This is a genomic window from Streptomyces sp. NPDC005141 (assembly GCF_053599975.1).
Genome location: NZ_JBSFYW010000014.1, coordinates 1 through 21358, shown reverse-complemented (window position 1 = coordinate 21358; position 21358 = coordinate 1). Strand labels below are relative to the sequence as shown.

21 protein-coding genes are annotated in these 21358 nt (G+C 71.1%); 8 read left to right on the top strand and 13 right to left on the bottom strand.

The annotated features are described in order from the left end of the window. The first annotated feature begins 79 nt into the window (after positions 1-79). The 3 genes from pknB (at position 80) to ACWD68_RS13750 (ending at position 3644) form a co-directional block, all read left to right on the top strand. Positions 80-2023: a Stk1 family PASTA domain-containing Ser/Thr kinase gene (gene pknB, locus ACWD68_RS13760; RefSeq protein ID WP_451806623.1), complete on the top strand. Its 1944-nt coding sequence runs from the start codon at positions 80-82 to the stop codon at positions 2021-2023. Positions 2024-2125: 102 nt separating this feature from the next. Then, positions 2126-2995, top strand: coding sequence for a deoxyribonuclease IV (locus ACWD68_RS13755; protein WP_451806622.1), 870 nt, complete (start codon positions 2126-2128; stop codon positions 2993-2995). Positions 2996-3098: 103 nt separating this feature from the next. Further along, positions 3099-3644 carry a DUF4396 domain-containing protein gene (locus ACWD68_RS13750; RefSeq protein WP_451806621.1) on the top strand — a complete coding sequence of 182 codons (546 nt, stop codon included), beginning with the start codon at positions 3099-3101 and terminating at the stop codon, positions 3642-3644. 27 nt (positions 3645-3671) lie between these two features. On the opposite strand, the gene ACWD68_RS13745 is transcribed toward ACWD68_RS13750, so the two are convergent. Then, on the bottom strand, positions 3672-4304 hold the full coding sequence (locus tag ACWD68_RS13745; RefSeq protein ID WP_451806620.1) for a sulfite oxidase-like oxidoreductase: 633 nt from the start codon (positions 4302-4304) through the stop codon (positions 3672-3674). Positions 4305-4459: 155 nt separating this feature from the next. Between ACWD68_RS13745 and bfr the strand changes: the two genes are divergently transcribed. Then, on the top strand, positions 4460-4939 hold the full coding sequence (bfr, locus tag ACWD68_RS13740; RefSeq protein ID WP_266757830.1) for a bacterioferritin: 480 nt from the start codon (positions 4460-4462) through the stop codon (positions 4937-4939). On the opposite strand, the gene ACWD68_RS13735 is transcribed toward bfr, so the two are convergent. From ACWD68_RS13735 to ACWD68_RS13725, 3 genes are all read right to left on the bottom strand, one after another. After that, positions 4936-5193 (bottom strand): (2Fe-2S)-binding protein, encoded by a 258-nt coding sequence (locus ACWD68_RS13735; RefSeq protein WP_451806619.1) that lies wholly within the window; start codon positions 5191-5193, stop codon positions 4936-4938. The two genes, bfr and ACWD68_RS13735, sit on opposite strands and share 4 nt — an antisense overlap. A gap of 160 nt (positions 5194-5353) precedes the next feature. Further along, positions 5354-6706: a class II 3-deoxy-7-phosphoheptulonate synthase gene (locus ACWD68_RS13730; RefSeq protein WP_451806618.1), complete on the bottom strand. Its 1353-nt coding sequence runs from the start codon at positions 6704-6706 to the stop codon at positions 5354-5356. 130 nt (positions 6707-6836) lie between these two features. After that, positions 6837-8054: a glycoside hydrolase domain-containing protein gene (locus ACWD68_RS13725; RefSeq protein WP_451806617.1), complete on the bottom strand. Its 1218-nt coding sequence runs from the start codon at positions 8052-8054 to the stop codon at positions 6837-6839. A 125-nt stretch (positions 8055-8179) separates the two neighbouring features. Here ACWD68_RS13725 and ACWD68_RS13720 point away from each other — a divergent pair, with 125 nt between their 5' ends. Next, on the top strand, positions 8180-8236 hold the full coding sequence (locus ACWD68_RS13720) for a trp operon leader peptide (protein WP_101392327.1): 57 nt from the start codon (positions 8180-8182) through the stop codon (positions 8234-8236). Between the two features lie 109 nt (positions 8237-8345). Continuing rightward, positions 8346-10244 carry an anthranilate synthase family protein gene (locus ACWD68_RS13715; protein WP_451806616.1) on the top strand — a complete coding sequence of 633 codons (1899 nt, stop codon included), beginning with the start codon at positions 8346-8348 and terminating at the stop codon, positions 10242-10244. Here the strand turns inward: ACWD68_RS13715 and ACWD68_RS13710 are convergent. The 5 genes from ACWD68_RS13710 to ACWD68_RS13690 form a co-directional block, all read right to left on the bottom strand. Next, positions 10196-11191, bottom strand: coding sequence for a 2-hydroxyacid dehydrogenase (locus ACWD68_RS13710; RefSeq protein WP_451806615.1), 996 nt, complete (start codon positions 11189-11191; stop codon positions 10196-10198). The genes ACWD68_RS13715 and ACWD68_RS13710 overlap by 49 nt on opposite strands. An 81-nt stretch (positions 11192-11272) precedes the next feature. Beyond that, a complete protein-coding gene (locus tag ACWD68_RS13705; RefSeq protein WP_451806614.1) occupies positions 11273-12301 on the bottom strand; it encodes a 6-phosphofructokinase in 1029 nt (342 codons plus the stop codon). Between the two features lie 142 nt (positions 12302-12443). Next, positions 12444-13148, bottom strand: a complete 705-nt coding sequence (locus ACWD68_RS13700) for a response regulator (RefSeq protein WP_451806613.1) — start codon at positions 13146-13148, stop codon at positions 12444-12446. Positions 13149-13167: 19 nt separating this feature from the next. Then, positions 13168-14397 carry a MacS family sensor histidine kinase gene (gene macS / locus ACWD68_RS13695; RefSeq protein WP_451806612.1) on the bottom strand — a complete coding sequence of 410 codons (1230 nt, stop codon included), beginning with the start codon at positions 14395-14397 and terminating at the stop codon, positions 13168-13170. Positions 14398-14436: 39 nt separating this feature from the next. Continuing rightward, positions 14437-15333 (bottom strand): lysophospholipid acyltransferase family protein, encoded by an 897-nt coding sequence (locus ACWD68_RS13690; protein ID WP_451806611.1) that lies wholly within the window; start codon positions 15331-15333, stop codon positions 14437-14439. 158 nt (positions 15334-15491) lie between these two features. Here ACWD68_RS13690 and ACWD68_RS13685 point away from each other — a divergent pair, with 158 nt between their 5' ends. Together ACWD68_RS13685 and ACWD68_RS13680 are read left to right on the top strand one after the other, a co-directional pair. Further along, on the top strand, positions 15492-16301 hold the full coding sequence (locus ACWD68_RS13685) for an alpha/beta hydrolase (protein WP_451806610.1): 810 nt from the start codon (positions 15492-15494) through the stop codon (positions 16299-16301). Then, positions 16294-17055, top strand: coding sequence for a hypothetical protein (locus ACWD68_RS13680; RefSeq protein WP_451806609.1), 762 nt, complete (start codon positions 16294-16296; stop codon positions 17053-17055). Before ACWD68_RS13685 ends, ACWD68_RS13680 begins: the two co-directional genes overlap by 8 nt. Positions 17056-17088: 33 nt before the next feature. On the opposite strand, the gene ACWD68_RS13675 is transcribed toward ACWD68_RS13680, so the two are convergent. The 4 genes from ACWD68_RS13675 to ACWD68_RS13660 all read right to left on the bottom strand — a co-directional run bounded on the left by ACWD68_RS13675 (position 17089) and on the right by ACWD68_RS13660 (position 21160). Beyond that, complete coding sequence (locus ACWD68_RS13675; RefSeq protein ID WP_451806608.1) at positions 17089-17853, bottom strand: endonuclease/exonuclease/phosphatase family protein; 765 nt, start codon at positions 17851-17853, stop codon at positions 17089-17091. A gap of 551 nt (positions 17854-18404) precedes the next feature. Beyond that, positions 18405-19358 carry an ROK family glucokinase gene (locus ACWD68_RS13670; RefSeq protein WP_351539979.1) on the bottom strand — a complete coding sequence of 318 codons (954 nt, stop codon included), beginning with the start codon at positions 19356-19358 and terminating at the stop codon, positions 18405-18407. A 54-nt stretch (positions 19359-19412) separates the two neighbouring features. Further along, on the bottom strand, positions 19413-19898 hold the full coding sequence (locus tag ACWD68_RS13665) for a DUF5304 domain-containing protein (RefSeq protein ID WP_451806607.1): 486 nt from the start codon (positions 19896-19898) through the stop codon (positions 19413-19415). Between the two features lie 92 nt (positions 19899-19990). After that, positions 19991-21160: an ArsA family ATPase gene (locus ACWD68_RS13660; protein ID WP_451806606.1), complete on the bottom strand. Its 1170-nt coding sequence runs from the start codon at positions 21158-21160 to the stop codon at positions 19991-19993. Positions 21161-21358: the final 198 nt, after the last annotated feature.

Here is a 21358-nt window from a genome sequence, read left to right as displayed (position 1 = left end):
GTCACAGGTCGGCTGCAGTCGGGCCCCGGTATCGGCCGAACGGGGCGGTGTGACAGTGGCGGCTCGTAGACTCACCTGCGTGGATACGACCCTTCAGGACCCGCTTGTCGGACACGTGCTCGACGGCCGCTATCGCGTCGACGCGCGGATCGCCGTCGGCGGGATGGCCACGGTCTACAGGGCCCTGGACACCCGCCTCGACCGCGTGCTCGCGCTCAAGGTGATGCACCCGACGCTGGCCGCCGACGTTTCCTTCGTCGAGCGGTTCATCCGCGAGGCCAAGTCGGTGGCCCGGCTGGCGCACCCCAATGTGGTGCAGGTCTTCGACCAGGGGGCGGACGGGTCGTACGTCTATCTGGCCATGGAGTACATCGCAGGGTGCACCCTGCGTGACGTGCTGCGTGAGCGCGGCGCCCTGCAGCCGCGGGCCGCGCTCGACATCCTGGAGCCGGTGCTCGCCGCACTCGGCGCCGCGCACCGCGCCGGGTTCGTGCACCGCGACATGAAGCCGGAGAACGTCCTGATAGGGGACGACGGCCGGGTCAAGGTGGCGGACTTCGGCCTGGTCCGCGCCGTGGACACGGTCACGAGCACGACGGGCGCCGTCCTCGGCACCGTGTCGTACCTCGCCCCCGAGCAGATCGAGCACGGCACCGCCGACACCCGTGTCGACGTCTACGCCTGTGGTGTCGTCCTGTACGAGATGCTCACCGGCGCCAAGCCGTACACCGGGGACTCCCCCGCGCAGGTTCTCTACCAGCACCTCCACGAGGACGTGCCGCCTCCGTCGGCCGCCGTGCCGGGCATGGCGTACCCACTGGACGTGCTCGTCACCTTGGCCACCGCCCGCAACCCCGAGGTGCGCCCGGCCGACGCGGTGGCGCTGCTCGGCCAGGTCCTCGAGGCACGGGCCGGTCTCACCGCGGACCAGCTCGACGCCGTGCCGCCGGGGGCACTCGCCGTGGGCCACAGCAACGCCGACGACCGGACGAGCGTGATCCCGCGCTCGCTGTCCGTCCCCCGTCCGCTGCCCGTGAACGAGGACGACGGCCGCGACCTGAACCGGACCAGCCGGTTCGAGCAGGCCAGCCCCTTCGGTGCCGCGCCGGACGCGCCCGTGCGGCACCCGGGCACACGTCCGCGGCGCGGGATGCTGATGGTCGTCGCCGCGATCGTGCTGGTGCTCGGCCTCGGCGGCGGTGTCTGGTACATCAACTCCGGCCAGTTCACCAAGGTCCCGCCCGTCCTGACGAAGACGCAGCAGCAGGCCACGGACCGGCTCCACGACGCCGGGCTCGACGTCAAGCAGGTCAAGCACGCCTACAGCGACACCGTGAAGCGCGGCAATGTCATCAGCACCGACCCCGGTGTCGGCGAGCGGATCCGCGACAACGACTCCGTGACGCTGACCATCTCCGACGGCCCGAAGACGGTGAAGGTGCCCGACCTGAAGGGCTTCGCGCTGTTCAAGGCGAAGGACGTGCTCAAGGGCGACGGGCTCGCCGCGGGCATGGTCACCAGGCAGTTCAGCGACGACGTGGGCAAGGGCTTCGTGATCGGCACCGATCCGGTCGCGGGCACTTCGCGGCACTCGGGTTCGGCGATCGCGATCATCGTCAGCAAGGGCAGCCCGGTGGAGGTGCCCGAGGTGACCGGCTCGTCCGTCGAGGACGCCACCGCGGAGCTGGAGGACGCGGGCCTGAAGGTGAAGATCGCCCCGAACCGGGTCACCTCGGACTTCGACAAGGGCCAGGTGGCCCAGCAGACACCGGTCCCGGGCCGCGAGGCCGCCACGGGCGACACCGTGACGCTGACGGTCTCCAAGGGCCCCCCGATGGTCGAGGTCCCGGACGTCGTGGGCGACAGCGTGGACGACGCGAAGCAGGCTCTCGAGGACGCCGGGTTCGAGGTCGACGAGGACCGCGGGCTGCTCGGACTCTTCGGCGACACGGTCAAGAAGCAGTCGGTGGACGGCGGCGACACGGCGCCCAAGGGCTCGACGATCACGATCGAGATCCGCTGAGCCCCGGGGGACGTGCGGTCCCGGGCGGACGGTCGCCCGGGGACCGCTCCCCCACGAGGTCCGCCCGCGGGGGACTCGGCGGCGCGTGACACCCTGATGGGTGTGACCAGCAAGCAGCTCCGCAATCCCGTCGGCGGCCATGTCCCCGTGGCCGGCGGCCTCAACTCCGTCGGCCTGTCCTACGCCCGGGACCTCGCGGCCGAGGCCGTCCAGGTCTTCGTCGCCAACCCGCGCGGCTGGGCGACGCCCGCCGGGAACCCGAAGCAGGACGAGGACTTCCACGCCGCCTGCGCCACGGAGTCGATCCCCGCGTACGTCCATGCCCCGTATCTGATCAACTTCGGTTCGCACACCGAGGCGACGGTCGAGAAGTCGGTGGAGTCGCTGCGGCACTCGCTGCGGCGCGGCCGGGAGATCGGCGCCCTGGGGGTGGTCGTGCACACCGGGAGCGCGACAGGCGGCCGGGAGCGGTCCGTCGCCCTGAAGCAGGTGCGCGACCGTCTGCTGCCGCTGCTGGACGAACTGACCCACGACGACGACCCGTTCCTCCTCCTGGAGTCGACGGCCGGCCAGGGCGCCTCCCTCTGCTCCCGCACCTGGGACTTCGGACCGTACTTCGAGGCCCTCGACGCCCACCCCAAGCTGGGCGTCTGCCTCGACACCTGCCACATCTTCGCGGCGGGCCACGACCTGACCGGGCCGAGCGGGATGCACCAGACCCTCGATCTGCTGGTCGACACCGTCGGTGAGGGGCGGCTCAGACTGATCCACGCCAACGACTCCAAGGATGTGGTCGGCGCGCACAAGGACCGTCACGAGAACATCGGCTCCGGCCACATCGGCGAGGACCCGTTCCGCGCCCTGATGACCCATCCCGCCACCGAGGGCGTCCCCCTGATCATCGAGACGCCCGGCGGGAAGGAGGGCCACGCGGCCGATGTGGAACGGCTGAAGAAGCTCCGCGACGGCTGAGGGCCAAAAGCGCCCGGCGCTTCGCGGCCCCTTCGGAATACCCCCGTGGGGTATACGGTTCCTGCTATGTGGAGGAACCGTCACCTGACGTTGGGGGCCACTCATGCACTACGAAACGCACACGCACCGGGCGGTGCACACGCCTCACGAGGGACCGGCCGGCGATGCGCACGGGCACCACGATGCGCACGGCCACCCGCACGCGCCGGCGGGGGCGACCTGGTCCATGGCCGCCCGGGCGACGCTGCACTGCCTCACCGGCTGCGCCATCGGCGAAGTGCTCGGCATGGTGATCGGCACGGCGTTCGGCTGGGCCAACGCGCCCACGACGGCCCTCGCGATCGTGCTGGCCTTCTTCTTCGGTTATTCGCTCACGCTGCGCGGCGTCCTGAAGGCGGACGTCGGCTTCCGGACGGCGTTCCGGGTGGCACTGGCAGCGGACACCCTGTCGATCGCCGTGATGGAGCTGATCGACAACGGGGTGATCGTGCTGTGGCCGGCCGCGATGGACGCGGAACTGGCCGACGCGCTCTTCTGGTTCTCGCTGGCCGCGTCCCTGGTGATCGCCTTCGCGGTCACGACGCCCGTCAACAAGTGGCTGATCGGCCGCGGCAAGGGGCACGCGGTGGTCCACAACTACCACCACTGACGACGCACCCGGACTGCAACGCCGGGATCAGAGCTCGGGGCCGTCCCCGGGCTCTTCCTGGTAGGAGTAGCGCTGCTCGCGCCAGGGGTCACCGACGTTGTGGTAGCCGCGTTCCTCCCAGAAGCCGCGGCGGTCGGCGGTCATGTACTCGACGCCGCGCACCCACTTGGGCCCCTTCCACGCGTACAGATCCGGGACGACCAGGCGCAGCGGGAAGCCGTGTTCCGCCGTCAGCAGTTCGCCGTCCTTGTGGGTGGCGAAGATCGTGCGCTCGGAGGCGAAGTCCGCGAGGCGCAGATTCGAGCTGAACCCGTACTCGGCCCAGACCATCACATGGGTCACGGCGGGCGCCGGCGGGGCGAGCTCCAGGATCGTACGAGCGGGGACGCCACCCCATTCGGCCCCGAGCATGCTGAACTTCGTGACGCAGTGCAGATCGGCGACGACGGAGGCGTACGGGAGGGCGGTGAACTCCTCGTGGGTCCAGCACTGCTTCTCGGCGTCGGCGGTGGCTCCGAAGACCCTGAACTCCCAGCGTTCGGGGCGGAACTTGGGTACGGGCCCATAGTGCGTGACCGGCCAGCCGCGCTGAAGTCGCTGTCCCGGCGGAAGCTCCGACTGTGCCGTTTCTCCAGATTCACGCTCCACCGGCTGACCCATGACTCCATCCTGACAGACCCGGGACAGTGCCTTTGACCAGCAGGGGTCCGATTCGGGCAACTCCTACTAAGCATGTACTTACTGGACGGTCTCGGGTGCCGGTGCAAAGATGCGGCGCAACCTGCCCAGTCCCCCGCTTGGAAGGAGCCTCTGCGATGCAGGGCGACCCCGAGGTCATCGAATTCCTCAACGAGCAGCTGACCGGTGAGCTGACCGCGATCAACCAGTACTTCCTGCACGCGAAGATGCAGGAGAACTTCGGCTGGACGAAGCTCGCGAAGTACACCCGGCACGAGTCGTTCGACGAGATGAAGCACGCGGAGGTGCTCACCGACCGCATCCTCTTCCTGGACGGACTGCCGAACTATCAGCGGCTCTTCCACGTCCGGGTGGGACAGACCGTCACCGAGATGTTCCAGGCCGACCGGCAGGTGGAGGTCGAGGCGATCGACCGCCTCAAGCGCGGGATCGAGGTGATGCGCGCCAAGGGCGACATCACGTCCGCGAACATCTTCGAGTCGATCCTCGAGGACGAGGAACACCACATCGACTATCTCGACACCCAGCTGGAACTGGTCGAGAAGCTCGGCGAGGCGCTCTACATCGCGCAGCTCGTCGAGCAGCCGGAGAGTTAGGCGGCCTCGCGCCGGATGGTCCCGACCGGTCCGAGGACTTCGGAGAGCACCGGCATGCCCTGGTCGGCCAGCTCACGGCGTGGACACGAGCCCCTGCCCAGCAGTGCCTGGATCCGGCGCACGCACGAACCGCAGTCCGTGCCCGCCTTGGAGGCCGAGGCTATCTGCCGAGGAGTGCAGGCGCCGTCCTCCGCGTGCTTCTTCACCTGCTGTTCGGTGATCCCGAAGCAACTGCAGACATACACGCGGTCCACCTCCCGCCGGAATCATTGGGTCGCGCCATCCCGTTAATCGGTGAGGCTAACCTAACCTTACCCGTCACACAGGAACCATAAAAGTGGAGTGGGGCGCGGATCGTATGTGATCCGCGCCCCACCCCATGTGCCGGTAACAGGCGCACTCCCTGTTGATCTACTACTGGTCGCGGTACATCTCAGCGACGAGGAACGCCAGGTCAAGGGACTGGCTGCGGTTCAGACGGGGGTCGCAGGCCGTCTCGTAGCGCTGGTGCAGGTCGTCGACGAAGATCTCGTCGCCGCCGCCCACGCACTCGGTGACATCGTCACCGGTGAGCTCGACATGGATGCCGCCCGGGTGCGTGCCGAGGCCCTTGTGGACCTCGAAGAAGCCCTTGACCTCGTCGAGCACGTCGTCGAAGCGGCGGGTCTTGTGGCCCGAGGCCGCCTCGAAGGTGTTGCCGTGCATCGGGTCGGTCACCCAGGCCACGGTCGCGCCGGAGGCGGTGACCTTCTCGACCAGCTCGGGCAGCTTGTCGCGGACCTTGTCCGCGCCCATCCGCACGATGAAGGTGAGACGGCCCGGCTCGCGCTCCGGGTCGAGGCGATCGATGTACTGCAGCGCCTCCTCGGCCGTCGTCGTCGGACCCAGCTTGATCCCGATCGGGTTGCGGATCTTCGACGCGAACTCGATGTGCGCGCCGTCCAGCTGACGGGTGCGCTCACCGATCCACACCATGTGGCCCGAGACGTCGTACAGGTGGCCCGTACGCGAGTCGACGCGGGTCAGCGCCGATTCGTAGTCGAGGAGCAGCGCCTCGTGGGAGGCGTAGAACTCGACGGTCTTGAACTCCTCCGGGTCGGTCCCGCAGGCCCGCATGAAGTTCATCGCGTTGTCGATCTCGCGCGCCAGCTGCTCGTAGCGCTGGCCGGAGGGGGACGACTTCACGAAGTCCTGGTTCCAGGCGTGCACCTGGCGCAGGTCGGCGTAGCCGCCGGTGGCGAAGGCGCGCACCAGGTTGAGCGTGGAGGCGGACGCGTTGTACATCCGCTTCAGGCGCTCGGGGTCCGGGATACGGGACTTCTCGTTGAAGTCGAAGCCGTTGACCGAGTCACCCCGGTACGTCGGCAGGGTCACACCGTCGCGGGTCTCGGTGCCCTTGGAGCGCGGCTTCGAGTACTGGCCGGCGATCCGGCCGACCTTCACCACCGGCACCGAGGCGGCGTACGTGAGCACGGCGCCCATCTGGAGCAGCGTCTTGAGCTTGTTGCGGATGTGGTCGGCCGACACGGCGTCGAAGGCCTCGGCGCAGTCGCCGCCCTGGAGAAGGAACGCCTCTCCCTTGGCGACGGACGCCAACCGGGCGCGCAGCTGGTCGCACTCGCCCGCGAAGACGAGCGGCGGATACGACGCGAGGTCCGCGATCACATCGCGCAGAGCCTCGGCATCGGGGTACTCGGGCTGCTGCGCCGCGGGCAGGTCTCGCCAGGTGTTGCCAGCGCTCGCGCTGGACTTAGCGTTCACGGTCACCCTCACAACATTACGGGGTCGTGTCGGGCGTCCATTCACCTGCTCATCAAGTGAGACGGACCCCGCTCGATCGACATCTCTCCGGGCGGCCGTACGAACGGTCGCCGCGGCCGCCCGGAGAAGGAATCCGCTAGTCCACGTCGAGCCGGTCGCGGTCGATGGAGATCTTCACACCGCCATGGGTCTCGGTCGTGTCGCCGACGTACTGGTGGATGCGCCGGTGCTTGGACCACAGCGTCGAGGGGATCGACGCGTCGGACGTGGTCGACTCGCGGTTCCAGCGGGCGAAGTGGATCACGTCGGGCAGGGTGATGCTCGCCCGGTGGGCGATCAGGTCGGAGACCAGGGACGAGGTGCTGCCGTACGCGCCCGAGCGGTAGCCGAGCGCGTGCAGGCGCTCGGTGTAGGCGTCGATGTAGCCGAGTACCTGGTCGGTGACCTTTCCGCCGGGCTCGTAGTGCTCCAGGTCGTTGTAGATCACCGTGCCCTTGCCGAAGCCCAGCGCGGCGGCCTGCTTGACCGCGTCGTCGGCGGCCGCGGTGCCCTGCGGCACCGGGCTGGTGATGGCCGCGCAGCCGCCCCCGCAGCTGCCGCCGTCGGAGGAGGGCTGCCGGCCGACGTACAGCGGGAAGAACCGCCAGCCGCGCGTGTACTGGGTGCGCACCCAGCCGGAGGTGAGGTGCTGCTGGGCGCAGGCGCGGTTGAGGCCTCCGATGTAGACGCCGATGGCGCCGTAGCCGGAGTCGTCGCGCCAGGCGTCCATCGCCGACTGGCTCGGGGCGGTGCAGGCGTCGAAGCCCTCCCCGCGGAAGGAGGTCGCGTTGGTGGGCAGCGGGGTCACCGCGGGCCGTTCCGCGGCCCTCTCGGGCCGTGCTGCGGCGACGGGCAGTCCGGCGCTGCGCAGGACGTCCTGCATACGGGCGCGGTCGTACCCGTAGGCGGCGGTGACGGCGATGCGGTTGCCGGTGGCCCGGTAGGTGCGGGCCGTCGGGTTCTCCGTGACGGCCCCGGCGGCGGCGGGAGCGGGCTGGATCAGGAGCGCTTCGGTACGTCCGCTGGCTCTGGCGGGGCAGTTCTGGTCGCTGCCCGGTGTGCCGAGGTAGACGGCGTGCCGGTCGAAGCGGACACAGGTGTTGGGATGTTTGTTCAGGTCCACGATCTGCCAGGAGGCGGGGACGGTGAAGATGTGGCCCCGGTAGGCGACCTGGGTCAGGTCCTCGGAGTCGGTCGGGCGCGGGGCGGAGAGCGCGGGGTCGAGCGGCCCGGCGGCGAGGGCGGCGGCCGCGAGGAGCACGGTCAGGGCGCGGGCGCGGGTCCGGCGGGTCTGGGACGAACGGGCTGTGAGCATGGTTCTCGCTTCTCGGTGGGTTCGGTCTGTCTGGCCATCCATGGCCGGTGACCGTGCGCTCGGAACGCCACGCGGGAACGGTTCACGCTGTTGCCCGCCCACCGCCCTCGGGTAAGGTGCGGCGCATGTTCGCGCATTCGAACCAGAACTGGTGGTGGACCGCTCATCCGGCGGCCCACTGACTGCGCGTACGCACGACTTCGCGAAGGCCGCCCGAGGGGCGGCCTTCGGTGTTTGCGGACCCGGGTCGTTCCTCTCCGAGATGCATCATCCGAGAGAAGGACCGCACCGATGAATCTGCTCGACCTGCTGGACGACCCCCGTCCTTTCGCCCTGCTGCGCCGCCGCACTCCGGGCCGCGACCACGACGTGGTGGAGCTGCTGCTGGGGCCGGTGCGCGAGGTGGAGCGCCTCGCCGACATCCCTGACGAGGGCCTCGCGCTGATCCCGTTCCGGCAGATCCGGGAGCGCGGTTTCGACGTCCGCGACGACGGGACCCCGCTCGCGGTGCTCACCCCCGAGGAGCGTCACGAACTGCCGCTCGCGCAGGCGCTGACGCAGCTGCCGGAGCACGACGTGCGGGTGGAGGACGGCGGCTTCGACGTCGACGACGAGGAGTACTCCGGGATCGTCGAACGGGTGCTGCGGGAGGAGATCGGGCGGGGCGAGGGGGCGAACTTCGTGATCCGGCGGACGTACGAGGGACGGATCCCGGGGTTCGGACGGGCCGACGCCCTGGCGCTGTTCCGCCGGCTCCTGGTCGGCGAGCGGGGCGCGTACTGGACGTTCGTCGTGCACACCGGGGAGCGGACACTGGTCGGGGCGAGCCCGGAGGTGCATGTGCGGATGTCCGCCGGGACCGTCGTGATGAACCCGATCAGCGGGACCTACCGCTACCCGGACGGGGGTCCCACGCCCGAGGATCTGCTCGCGTTCCTCTCGGACGGCAAGGAGATCGAGGAGCTCTCGATGGTCGTCGACGAGGAGCTCAAGATGATGTGCACGGTCGGTGACATGGGCGGGGTGGTGATCGGGCCGCGGCTCAAGGAGATGGCCCATCTCGCGCACACCGAGTACGAGTTGCGCGGCCGCTCCTCGCTGGACGTGCGGGAGGTGCTGCGGGAGACCATGTTCGCGGCGACCGTCACCGGCTCGCCCGTGCAGAACGCCTGCCGGGTCATCGAGCGCCACGAGGTCGGCGGGCGCGGCTACTACGCGGGCGCGCTCGCGCTGGTCGGGCGGCATCAGGGGGACGGATCGGAGGGAACGGCCGGGCAGACGCTCGACTCCCCGATCCTCATCCGTACCGCCGACATCGACGCGGGCGGTCGGCTGCGGGTGCCGGTCGGCGCCACCCTCGTACGGGGATCGGATCCGGCGGGCGAGGTCGCCGAGACACATGCCAAGGCGGCGGGTGTGCTGGCCGCGCTGGGGGTGCGCCCCGGCAGGCCGCGCCCGGGCGGCGCCCGGGCGAAGCTGGGCGACGATCCTCGGGTGCGGGCGTCGCTGGACGGCCGGCGGGCCTCGCTGGCGCCGTTCTGGCTGCGGATGCAGGAGCGCTCACGGGAACTCGCGGGGCACGCGCTGATCGTGGACGCCGAGGACACCTTCACCGCGATGCTCGCGCACCTGCTGCGGTCGTCCGGGCTCGAGGTGGCGGTGCGCCGCTACGACGAGCCGGGGCTGCGGGACGCGGTCCTCGCGCACGAGGGGCCGGTGGTCCTCGGCCCGGGTCCCGGTGCCCCCTCCGATCCGGCGGACCCCAGGATGCGTTTCCTGCGGGCGCTCACCGCCGAGGTGATCCGGGGACACCGGCACGGCGTGCTCGGCGTCTGCCTCGGGCACGAGCTGATCGCGGCCGAGCTGGGCCTGGAGATCGTCCGCAAGGACGTGCCGTACCAGGGCGCGCAGACCGGTATCGATCTCTTCGGGCGGGCGGAGACCGTCGGTTTCTACAACAGCTTCGTGGCGCGCTGCGACGACGACGCGCTGGTGGAGCTGTCTGCGCACGGCGTCGAGGTCAGCCGCGGCGCGAACGGCGAGGTGCACGCGCTGCGCGGTCCCGGTTTCGCGGGCGTGCAGTTCCACCCGGAGTCGGTGCTGACCCTGAACGGTGCGGCCATCGTGCGGGAGTTGACCGGTCAGATGCGGGGCACCAGCACGTTCTCCGAGCGGCGGCCCTCGGTGTAGTCGAGGACGTTCTTGACCGTGGCCTCGACGATCTGGCCGACGGCGTCGCCGGTGTAGTACGCCTGGTGCGAGGTGACCAGGACGTTCGGGAAGGTGACCAGGCGGGCCAGGGTGTCGTCCTCGACGGTCTCGAGGGACTTGTCGAGGAAGAACAGCCCGGCCTCCGCCTCGTACACATCGAGGCCGACGCCCGTGAAGCGGCCCTCGCGCAGCTGGGCGACGAGGGCCTGGCTGTCGATCAGGCCGCCGCGGCTGGAGTTCACCAGGATCGCGTCGTCCTTCATCATGCGCAGCGCGTCGGCGTCGATGAGGTGCTGGGTCCCCGGCATCAGCGGGACGTGCAGGGTGACCAGGTCGGACTCGGCGAGGAGGCGCTCCTTGGAGACGTACTTCATGCCGAGTCCGGCGCAGACCGGGTTCTCGGCGATGTCCCAGCCGAGCAGGTTCATGCCGAAGCCGTGGGCGATCCGGGTGAAGGCCTCGCCGATCTTCCCGGTGCCGATGACGCCCGCGGTGCGGCCGTGCATGTCACGGCCCATCAGTCCGTCGAGGCGGAAGTCGAAGTCGCGGGTGCGGTTGGCGGCGCGCACGATACGGCGGTTGACGGCCATGCCGAGGGTCCAGGCGAACTCGGCGACCGAGTAGGGCGAGTAGTACGAGACCCGGGCGACCGTCATGCCGAGGCGCTCGGCCACCTCGAGGTCGATGTTGTTGAACCCGGTGGATCGCTGGGCGACGAGCTGGGTGCCGCCGGCCGCCAGGGTCTGCAGAACACGGTGCCCCAGGCCGCAGTTGACGCTGGTGGAGACGGCCTCGTGGCCGGCCGCGATGGGAGCGGTGTCCTCGGTGAGGAAGACGTCGAGGCACCGGACCTCATGGCGTCCCGCGAAGGCCTTCTCGATCAGGGGCTTCTCGTCGGACTGGACGCCGAACGCCACGATCTCCACCGGCTTCTCCCGTTCTGGAGGGTACGGGCCGAATATACGGCCCGTACTCCCAGGTCGCAGAGGCGCCGTGAGGCGCCGCCGTCAGCCGAAGAAGACGCCGACCTCTTCGTAGAGCTTCGGGTCGACGGTCTTCAGTCTGGCGGTGGCCTCCGCGATCGGAACGCGGACGATGTCCGTGCCGCGCAGGGCCACCATCTTCCCGAAGTCGCCGTCCCGGACGGCCTCGATGGCGTGCAGGCCGAAGCGGGTGGCGAGCCAGCGGTCGAAGGCGCTGGGCGTCCCGCCGCGCTGGACATGCCCGAGGACCGTGGTGCGTGCCTCCTTGCCGGTGCGCCGCTCGATCTCCTTGGCCAGCCACTCGCCGACTCCGGAGAGCCGGACATGCCCGAAGGAGTCCAGCGTGCCGTCCTTGAGGACCATGTCGCCGTCCTTGGGCATGGCGCCCTCGGCGACGACCACGATCGGCGCGTACGACGCCTTGAAGCGCGAGGTCACCCAGGCGCAGACCTGCTCGACGTCGAAGCGCTGCTCGGGGATGAGGATGACGTTCGCGCCGCCGGCCAGGCCCGAGTGGATGGCGATCCAGCCCGCGTGGCGGCCCATCACCTCGCAGACGAGGACGCGCATGTGCGATTCGGCGGTGGTGTGGAGGCGGTCGATGGCCTCGGTCGCGATGTTGACCGCCGTGTCGAATCCGAAGGTGTAGTCGGTGGCGGAGAGGTCGTTGTCGATGGTCTTCGGTACCCCGACGACATGGATGCCGTATTCGTCGCCGAGCCGCGCGGCGACGCCCAGGGTGTCCTCGCCGCCGATCGCGATGAGCGCGTCGACCTCCTGCTTGGCGAGGTTCTCCTTGATCCGGCGGATGCCGTTCTCGTGCTTGAGGGGGTTGGTGCGCGAGGATCCGAGAATGGTGCCGCCGCGCGGCAGGATGCCGCGCACGGCGGGGATGTCGAGCCGGACGGTGTCGCCTTCGAGCGGCCCCCGCCAGCCGTCCCGGTAACCGACGAAGTCATAGCCGTACTCCTGCACGCCCTTGCGGACGATGCCCCGGATCACGGCGTTGAGCCCGGGGCAGTCGCCGCCTCCGGTCAGTACTCCGACCCGCATGGAAAGTCCCTTCGCCAAGGTTGGCTGTCGGACTCACGCTAGTAGTGATCCAGGTCACTTCGGCATGGTGCGGAAGGTCTATTCCGGTGAATTGTCAGTAGTTGATCAAGGCAGATCACCCGAAGGGCGGTACCGGGGCGGCTCAGGCCTCGTCCAGGCCGCGCTCGATGGCGTAGCGGACCAGCTCGACACGGTTGTGCAGCTGGAGCTTGCCCAGGGTGTTCTGCACATGGTTCTGGACCGTGCGGTGGGAGATGACCAGGCGCTCGGCGATCTGCTTGTAGCTCAGACCCTTGGCGACCAGGCGGAGCACCTCGGTCTCGCGGTCGGTCAGCTGCGGGGCCCTCGGCTCGTCGCCGCCCGTGGCGGTGACCGGCTCCGAGGCCAGCCGGCGGTATTCGCCGAGGACCAGGCCCGCGAGGCCCGGCGTGAACACCGGGTCGCCGACGGCCGTGCGGCGCACCGCGTCGGTCAGCTCCTCCGCGGACGCCGACTTCAGGAGGTAGCCGGTCGCGCCGGACTTCACCGCCTCCAGCACGTCTGCGTGCTCACCGCTGGCCGACAGGACCAGAACACGCAGGGCCTGATCGGCGCCGACCAGCTCCTTGCAGACCTGGACACCGGGCTTGGCGGGCAGGTTCAGATCGAGGACGAGCACGTCGGGCGCCACCGCCAGGGCGCGGCGCACCGCCTGTTCGCCGTCGCCCGCGGTGGCGACCACGTCGAACCCGGCGGCAGCCAGGTCGCGGGCCACGGCGTCGCGCCACATGGGGTGGTCGTCCACCACCATGACCCTGATGGGGTCCTCCCCCGACCGGCGCCCCGCCACCGTCGTCCCGCCCGTCATCGCCGTACCGTCGCCTTCGTCATCGTGTCTTCGCCTTCCCCCGTGAGTCCTTCGGTACCTTCAGCTCGACCTCGGTGCCCTGCCCCGGGACCGAGATCAGCTCGGCCGTGCCGCCCAGCTCGCGCAGCCTGCCGCGGATCGACAGCGCCACTCCGAGCCGCCCCTCGCCCTCGGCCTGGGCGAGCCGCCCCTCCGGGATGCCGGGGCCGTCGTCGCGCACCGTCACGATCACCGCGTCCGGTTCGTCCTCGACCAGGATCCAGGCACGGGCGTCCGCGCCCACGTGCTTGCGGACATTGTCCAGGGCGGCACCGACGGCCGCGGCCAGTTCCCGCGCGGCGGCCGGGGTGAGCGGCACCGGCGCGCCGGGCTCGGAGAAGGTCACCCGCGCGGTGGCGTACGGGGCGAGCAGGGCACGCAGGTCGACGGCGTCGGTGCCGGCGGGGTCCTCGTCGTCGGGTTCGTCGACGGCTCGTACGACCGCGCCGAGAGCGGCGTCCTCCGACACGCGGGAGACGGGCACCAGCCCGCCCGACACCAGCGTGCGCAGCGCGACCTCCTGCTCACCGGCCATCCGGCCCAGCTCGGCGGCCTCGCCGCCGAGCGCGCTGCCGCGCCGCTGCACCATGGCGAGGACCTGGAGCACACCGTCGTGGATGTCACGGGCGAGGCGCTCGCGTTCGCGGGTGGCGGCCTCGATCTCCAGGGCCCTGGCGAGGGTGCGCTCGGAGGCGCGGGCGACCTCGACGACGTAGCCGATCGCGATGGACGCGACCCAGACGAGAATCACGTTGTGCACGGTGTCGCGGGTCGGGGCGCCGCGCTCGACGATGTTGGCCGCGGCGACGAGTGTGGAGGCGAAGGCCGCCCATCGCCAGCCGCCCTTGATCGCGAAGGCGAGGACGGCACCCGCCGTCCATATCGACGGCAGCGTCGGCCCGCCCGACTCGATGCGCGCGCCGGAGTCGGCGACACGGGTGAGCATGATGCCGACCAGCGCGACGGTGAGGTCCGCGGCGAGGAACCGTTTGGTGCAGTTCGCCGCGCCGGCGACCCTCGGGAGAGTGGCCAGCGTCCAGACGAACAGGAACGCGAAGAACGCGATGGCCACCCACGGGCGGGTGAACTTGTCGTACGCGGTGGCGAAGAGCCCGATCGCGTACAGCACCGTCAGGACCCGGTACCCGGTCAGCGCACGCCACAGCGGCTGCTCGACCGACATCCTCATGACTCTCTCGCGCTTGGCCATGCCCCCCACCCCACACTGCCGACGTCCTGACGGACGCTTCTAGGAGCCGGACCGTTGCCTGTCGGTCGGTTCGGCTTCCCCGGCGGTCCCCTGCTCCGCCTGCTTCTCGGCCGCCTGCTTCTCCGCCTGTTCGGCCGCCTGCTTCTCGGCCGCCTGCTTCTCCGCCTGTTCGGCCGCCTGCTTCTCGGCCTGCTCCTTGGCCGCCTGCTTCTCGGCCTGCGCGAGCGCCGCCTTCGCCGCCTTCTCCGCGTCCTTCTCGGCCTTGGCCGCGTCCGCGATCTGCCGCTTGGCGGCCGTCGCGTACATGTCCACGTACTCCTGGCCGGAGAGCTTCATGATCTCGTACATGACCTCGTCGGTCACCGCGCGGAGCACGAACCGGTCGTGCTCCATCCCGCTGTAGCGGCTGAAGTCCAGCGGCTTGCCGATGCGGATGCCCGGACGCATCAGCTTGGGCATCACCTTGCCCGGCGGCTGGATCTTCTCCGTGTCGATCATCGCGACGGGGATCACGGGCGCGCCGGTGGCGAGGGCCACGCGCGCGAGGCCACCGGGCTTGCCCCGGTAGAGACGGCCGTCGGGCGAACGCGTGCCCTCCGGGTAGATGCCGAACAGCTCACCGCGCTCGATCACGTCGATGCCGCTCTTGATGGCCGCCTCGCCCGCGCCCCGCGCGCCGGAACGGTCGACCGGGAGCTGGCCGACGCCCTTGAAGAAGGCGGCGGTCATCCGGCCCTTGATGCCGGGTGTCGTGAAGTACTCGGCCTTCGCGATGAAGGTCACCTTGCGGTCGAGGACCGCGGGCAGGAAGAACGAGTCCGAGAACGACAGGTGATTGCTCGCCAGAATGGCCGGGCCCTCGGCGGGGATGTTCTCGAGGCCTTCCACCCAGGGTCTGAAGGCGAGCTTCAGCGGCCCTCCGATGGAAAACTTCATTGCGCCGTAGATCACCCGAGTGCCTCCTGTGTCGTAGATCAGACCTTAACCCGGAGCACCGTCAAAGGACCCGACGACCCTGGTCGGTGTCAGTACGGTCGCGTACGGTGAAGAACACCTGGAGTCGTTCCCGCCCTTCTCATGAACAGGAGACCGAGGTGCCGGTCCTTCCTGGAGCCGAGCCGTTCCGCCACGAGGGCGGAGAGGTCGGCGTCCTTCTCTGCCACGGCTTCACCGGCTCCCCGCAGTCGCTGCGCCCCTGGGCGGAGTATCTCGCCGAGCGCGGTCTCACCGTCGCGCTGCCCCTGCTGCCGGGACACGGCACCCGCTGGGAGGACATGCAGGTCACCGGCTGGCAGGACTGGTACGCGGAGCTCGACCGCGAGCTGCGCACCCTGCGCGAGAGTTGCTCGCGGGTCTTCGTCTTCGGGCTCTCCTTGGGTGGTGCGCTGACGTTGCGGCTCGCGGCCAAGCACGGCGACGAGATCAGCGGTGTCGCGGTGGTCAACCCGCTGAACAAGGTGCACGGCCTCGCCGCGCACGCCCTGCCGGTGCTCCGTCACCTCGTTCCCTCGACGAAGGGCATCGCGAGCGACATCGCCAAGGAGGGCTCGGAGGAGCTCGGCTACGACCGGGTGCCCCTGCACGCCGCGCACTCGATGCGAAAGCTGTGCGCGGTCGTGGACGCGGAGCTGCCGCAGGTCACCCAGCCGCTCCTGCTGCTGCGCAGCCTCCAGGACCATGTGGTCTCCCCCGCCGACTCGGCGCGCATCCTCAGCCGGGTGTCGTCCACGGACGTGACGGAGATCGTGCTGGAACAGAGCTACCACGTCGCGACGTTGGACCACGATGCGGACCGTGTCTTCGAGGAGAGCTACTCCTTCGTCACCCGGCTCGCGCCCGGTGCCGGCAAGGAGGCCGACGCGGGTCAGGTGGGTCGGCAGGAAGGGACGGCAGCCGGTGGCTGAGCACGACGCGGACCGCGGCGATTCCGAGGAGAAGGGCGTACCTGTCGGCGAGCCGCTCGACGGGGCTCTCGGCGAGGGCCGCGGGGAGTCGCTCGGTGATGCCCGCGGGGAGTCGCTCGGCGACGAGCAGAGCGTGCCCTTCGACGAGGACGCCGCCTGGCGGTCGATCGTCGAGAGCTATGGCGAGGAGCCGCCGGACCCGCCCGGCTCGAAGCCGTTCAGGTCGGTGGAGGACCTGGCGCTCCCGGAGCCCGGGACGGTGACCGCCGCGGGACCCGAGGCCGGCGCCAAGGGCACCAAGAAGGCCGAGAGCGCCGAGGACGGCACGGACGAAGAGGCCGACGCCTCGGCTCCGGGAGCCGCGGCCGAGCCGGAGGCCGCCTCCGGCGACCAGCCCCCCGCCGCCAAGCCCCTGGGCAGCTCGATCGCCTTCGCCCCGGGCGTCGGCGGCCCGCGTGACTACCGGACGCCCGAGCCGGCCGAGGACGACTTCGACGAGGACGACGAGGGCCACTTCGTACCGCCGGAGCCGCCTCCGCTGCCGGCCGCGGACACGACCGCCAAGTTCGCCTGGCTCGGCGTGCTCGGCGGCCCCGCCCTGCTGCTGCTGGCCGTTCTGCTGAGCTGGGACATGACCTGGTGGCTCACCACGCTCGGCATCGGCGGCTTCCTCGGCGGCTTCGCCACGCTGGTGGCGCGCATGAAGGGCGACGACGAGGACCTCGACGACCCGGGGCGCGGCGCGGTGGTCTGACCAGGCTCCGACCGGGCGCGGGCGGAAACACCCCTAGGACGCGGGCACTCTGAGGGCGGCCAGTACGGGCAGGTGGTCCGTGGCCGCCCTCAGGTCTGTCCCGGTGATGCCGGGAAGGCCGAGCGGCACCCCGCAGCCGAGGACCTCGATGCCGGGCGTGGCGAAGATCGCGTCGATGCGCCGCTCGGGCCCCGTACGCGTCCAGGTGTGCTCCGTGCCCCAGGGACGGGTCGCCCAGCCGTCCTGGAGCGTGCCCGAGAGGCGGCGGAACGAGGGGCCGGTCGGGCGTTCGTTGAGGTCACCGCCCGCGACGGCGTGCGGGGTGCCGAGACCGGCGAGACGGTCGAGGAGCATGCCGCTCTGCTCATAGCGCTCGTCCCTGTGGAGCGACAGATGGCAGCTCAGCACGCCGAGCCGGGCACCGCCGAACCGGACGACCGCCGTGGCGAAGCCGCGTCGGTGCCGGCCGGGGGTGAGCGGGAGCAGCACGTCCTCGGTGCGCTCCACGGTGGCCCGCAGGGTGCACAGCAGGGCGGGGCCGGAGGCGGTGGCACCGCCGGACAGGACGACCTGGCCGGAGGCGGCCGCGAGACGCGCGAGCTTCTTGCGCCAGCGGAAGAAGCGCGGCGCCTCCTGGACCAGGACGAGGTCCGGTGCGCAGGCGCTGATCACCCGGGCCAGCGCGGCGGTGTCGTCGCGCATCGAGCGGATGTTGTAGCTGAGCACGCGGATGACGGCCGAACCGTCGGATTCGGTGCGGGACGCGGGCAGCGGACTGGCGGAAGGGCTGGTCGGCATGGCGATCAAGATACGCGCTGAGGGACCTCCGGAAGGGGCGAAGGGCCGCGCGGCTCCGCCGGCTTCGGGCGGCCGTCCCCACAACTCCGCCGGCTTCGGACGGCCGCCCCCACGGCCCCGCCGGCATCGGACGGCCGTCCCGGCAACGTGGATGACTCTGCCGCCCGGCCCTGGCTGCCCCGGCCGTCCCCGGCGGGACGCGGACCGGCCGTCCTGGCCCAGCCGCTCCCGACCCCGCCCGGTCCCGATCCCGGATCCGGGTCGGGTCTGGGAACCGCCCGGTGCCGGGTCCGCCCGAGCACCACGAGCGCTGCCCAGCCCACTCCGGGGCCCGGCCCGTCCTCGGCCGTCCCCTCCCGTCTCCTGGCTACGCCGTGCCCAGGCGCCGCCGGTTCCGCCGCCGCACACCTGCGCACGGGCGCCCTGAAAGCGCGTGGAGCCAGGCGTCTTGCGGCCCCGACGGCCACTCGATCGGGTGAGGCCGGACACGGCGGCGCCCGCCGTCCCGTGGGGGTGCGGCGGGCGCTGCCGTGCGACAGGGTGTGCGTGCGCTACATGATCGGGTCGGGCTCCCGAGCCAGGTCCGCCGCTCCGACGAGACCCGCCTTGTTGCCCAGCTGGGCGGCGATCACATCGGCGACCGGGCGCCAGTTGCCACCGACCAGCCAGCGCTTGTACGACTTGCGGATCGGGTCGAGGACCAGTTCGCCCTCGTCCGAGAGGCCGCCGCCGACGATGAAGGCGGACGGGTCGAAGAGCGAGGCGAGGTCGGCCAGACCCGCGCCGGCCCAGCGGGCCAGCTCGCGGTAGGAGTCCACCGCGACATGGTCGCCCTGGCGGGCGGCCATGGAGATGTGCTTGCCCTCGATGCCTTCGGGGGTGCCGTCACCGAGGCCCAGCAGGACCTCCGCGGCTTCCGGGGTCGCGTTGGCCCGCTGCTTGGCGTAGCGGACGAGAGCGCGCCCGGAGGCGTACTGCTCCCAGCAGCCCTGCGAGCCGCAGCCGCACAGCAGACCGTCCGGCACCATCCGGATGTGGCCGAACTCCGCGGCCACGCCGAAGTGGCCGCGGCGCAGCTTGTTGCCGATGATGATGCCGCCGCCGAGGCCCGTGCCCAGGGTGATGCAGATGACGTTGCGGTGGCCCTTGCCCGCGCCGAACTTGTACTCGCCCCAGGCGGCCGCGTTCGCGTCGTTCTCCACGACGACCGGCAGGCTCACGCGCTGCTCGACCTCGGCCTTGAGCGGCTCGTTCCGCCAGTCGATGTTCGGCGCGAAGTAGACCGTCGAGCGCTGGCGGTTCACGTATCCGGCGGCACCGATGCCGACGCCCACGATGTCGTGACCGGCACGCGCCCCCTCCACGGCCGAGGCGATGGCGTCCACGATCGCCTGCGGCGTGGTCGGGGTCGGCACCTTGTGCGTCGAGAGGATGTTGCCTTCCTCGTCGACCACACCGGCCGCGATCTTCGTGCCGCCGATATCGACGCCGATGGTGAGTCCCATGAATCCCTCAGTTTCGGTCGAGCCCCGCTACGGCCAACCGTACCCGAGGGGTGATTAGTCCAAGTCGATGTGTTCGCCCGGACCGGAATCCTCGTCGGGGGATCCCGTGCCCCGGGTGGTCCAGCGACGCTCCTGGTTCTCGACGGCCGAGCGGTAGGCGGCGAGCAGTTCGGAGCCCGCGGCCGCGAGGTGGTCGAAGACCTCCGGGTTGCGCTCCAGCACCGGTTCGACGGCGGCCTTGGCCTGCTGCACGACCTGGCTGACCATCTGCTGGGCGGTGCCGGAGGCGACCGCGCCGAACAGCGGGGACTGGAGACCGGCGAGTTTGTCGGCGACGGCGTCGACGAGCTTGCGCAGTTCCTCGGCGGCCGAGCCCGGCGGCGGGCCGTGCTGGGCTCGGCGGCGGGCCTTCTCCTCCGCGAGGTCCTCGGCACAGGCCGTCGCCCACGCGTCGTCGTCGGTGGCGTGCGCCTCTTCGACGCGCACCTCGTCGGCCGTCTCCTCCTGAGCGGCGTCGGATGTGGGGCGCTCTTCGCTCATGGCGGACTCCTGCCTACGTTTTTCGTGCCTTCGACGTTACCCGAACGGGGGTACCCCGTTCACCGTCTCCCGAGCCTCTCGTCGTGATGCGGTCACTTCTCGCGCGGCCACAGCCCGGGATCGGGTGTGAAGCGGATGCGCAGCTCGCCCTCGCGCAGTGCCGCGCCCGCCACCGAGCAGCGGCGCAGCGCCGAGGGGAGCGGGACGATCCGGCGGAACTGGCCGACGGTGACGACGAGTTCGTCTCCGCGCCGGATGAGGTCGAGTTCGTCGCGTATCGCGCCGGGCAGCGGAATGTGCCAGACGAGCACACCGTCGTCGGCGAGGTGGTCGGTGACGGGCCACTCGACAGGGGTGGGCGCGGTGTTGACGCCGGGCACCGGAAGCGCGGCGAGGTCGTCGGTGCCGCGCGGGTCGTGGCCGCGGTGCGGGACCTCGTGCAGGTCGTACGTCTCCTGCCACTCGTCCAGCGCCTTGCGCTGCTGGGCCGCGAGGGCCGCCAGCCAGGCGTCGTTGGTGGCGCCGGGCAGCACCCGGCTCGCGACCAGGCTGTCGACGGGCAGGCCGCGCAGGGCGAGGGCGGTGGCGGCGGTGCGGACGGCGTCGGCGCCGGCCGGTCCCGGCTCGGCGACCAGCCGTACGGTCGTGGCGCGGTCCTGGACCACGGCCTGCACGGCGGCCAGCTCGAGGTCCCAGCGCGCCGCCGTCTCGTACAGCCACTCGGCGGGCATGGGCACGCCCGCGAGCCGCCCGAGAACGGGGCGCAGGGCGCGGGCCGCCTGGCGTTCCGGCGGGAGCAGGCGGCGCAGATAGCGGCGGAGTTCCTCGGGCAGGGCGAGGAGGGCGAGGGCCTGGGGGGCCGGGGGGAGGTCCACGACGAGGAGGCCGTACCGCTCCGACAGCGCGGCGTCGCGCAGGGCGCGCAGCAGGGCGAGTTCCTCGGCGCCGGGGAGCGGGGTGACTTCCTCGGCGTCCAGTCGGGAGGCGCCGAGGAGGTCGAGGGCGGTGGTGGCGCGACGCTGGAACGCGGTGAGATCGTCGCGGAAGCGGGCGGCGGCGTCGGGGCGCCAGGCCGTCAGGCCGGGAGCGGCCTCGACGGGGTCCGGGCCGGTGGGGACGCCGAGGACGGCACCGAGGGTGTCGGTGCGGTCGGCGGTGAGCACCAGGGTGCGGGTGCCCTCGCGGGCCGCCTTCAGCGCGGTGGCCGCGGCGACGGTGGTACGGCCGGTGCCGCCTTGGCCGGTGATCAGGATGGTGCGCATGGGGGTGAACGCTACCGGTGCCCCGCCGCGGGGACGGACCGCGCTCCCTCGCCGCCCGGGAGTCCGGGTGCGGGTGCGCTCGCGCCGGCGTCGGGCGGGGGCATCGGCGGTTCTCGGGTGGGGGTCCGGTGGGTGGGTCGGGGCCGTGCCGGTACATCCCAGTCCGTCGCCGCTGGATCAGACGTGGGTCCAGGAGGG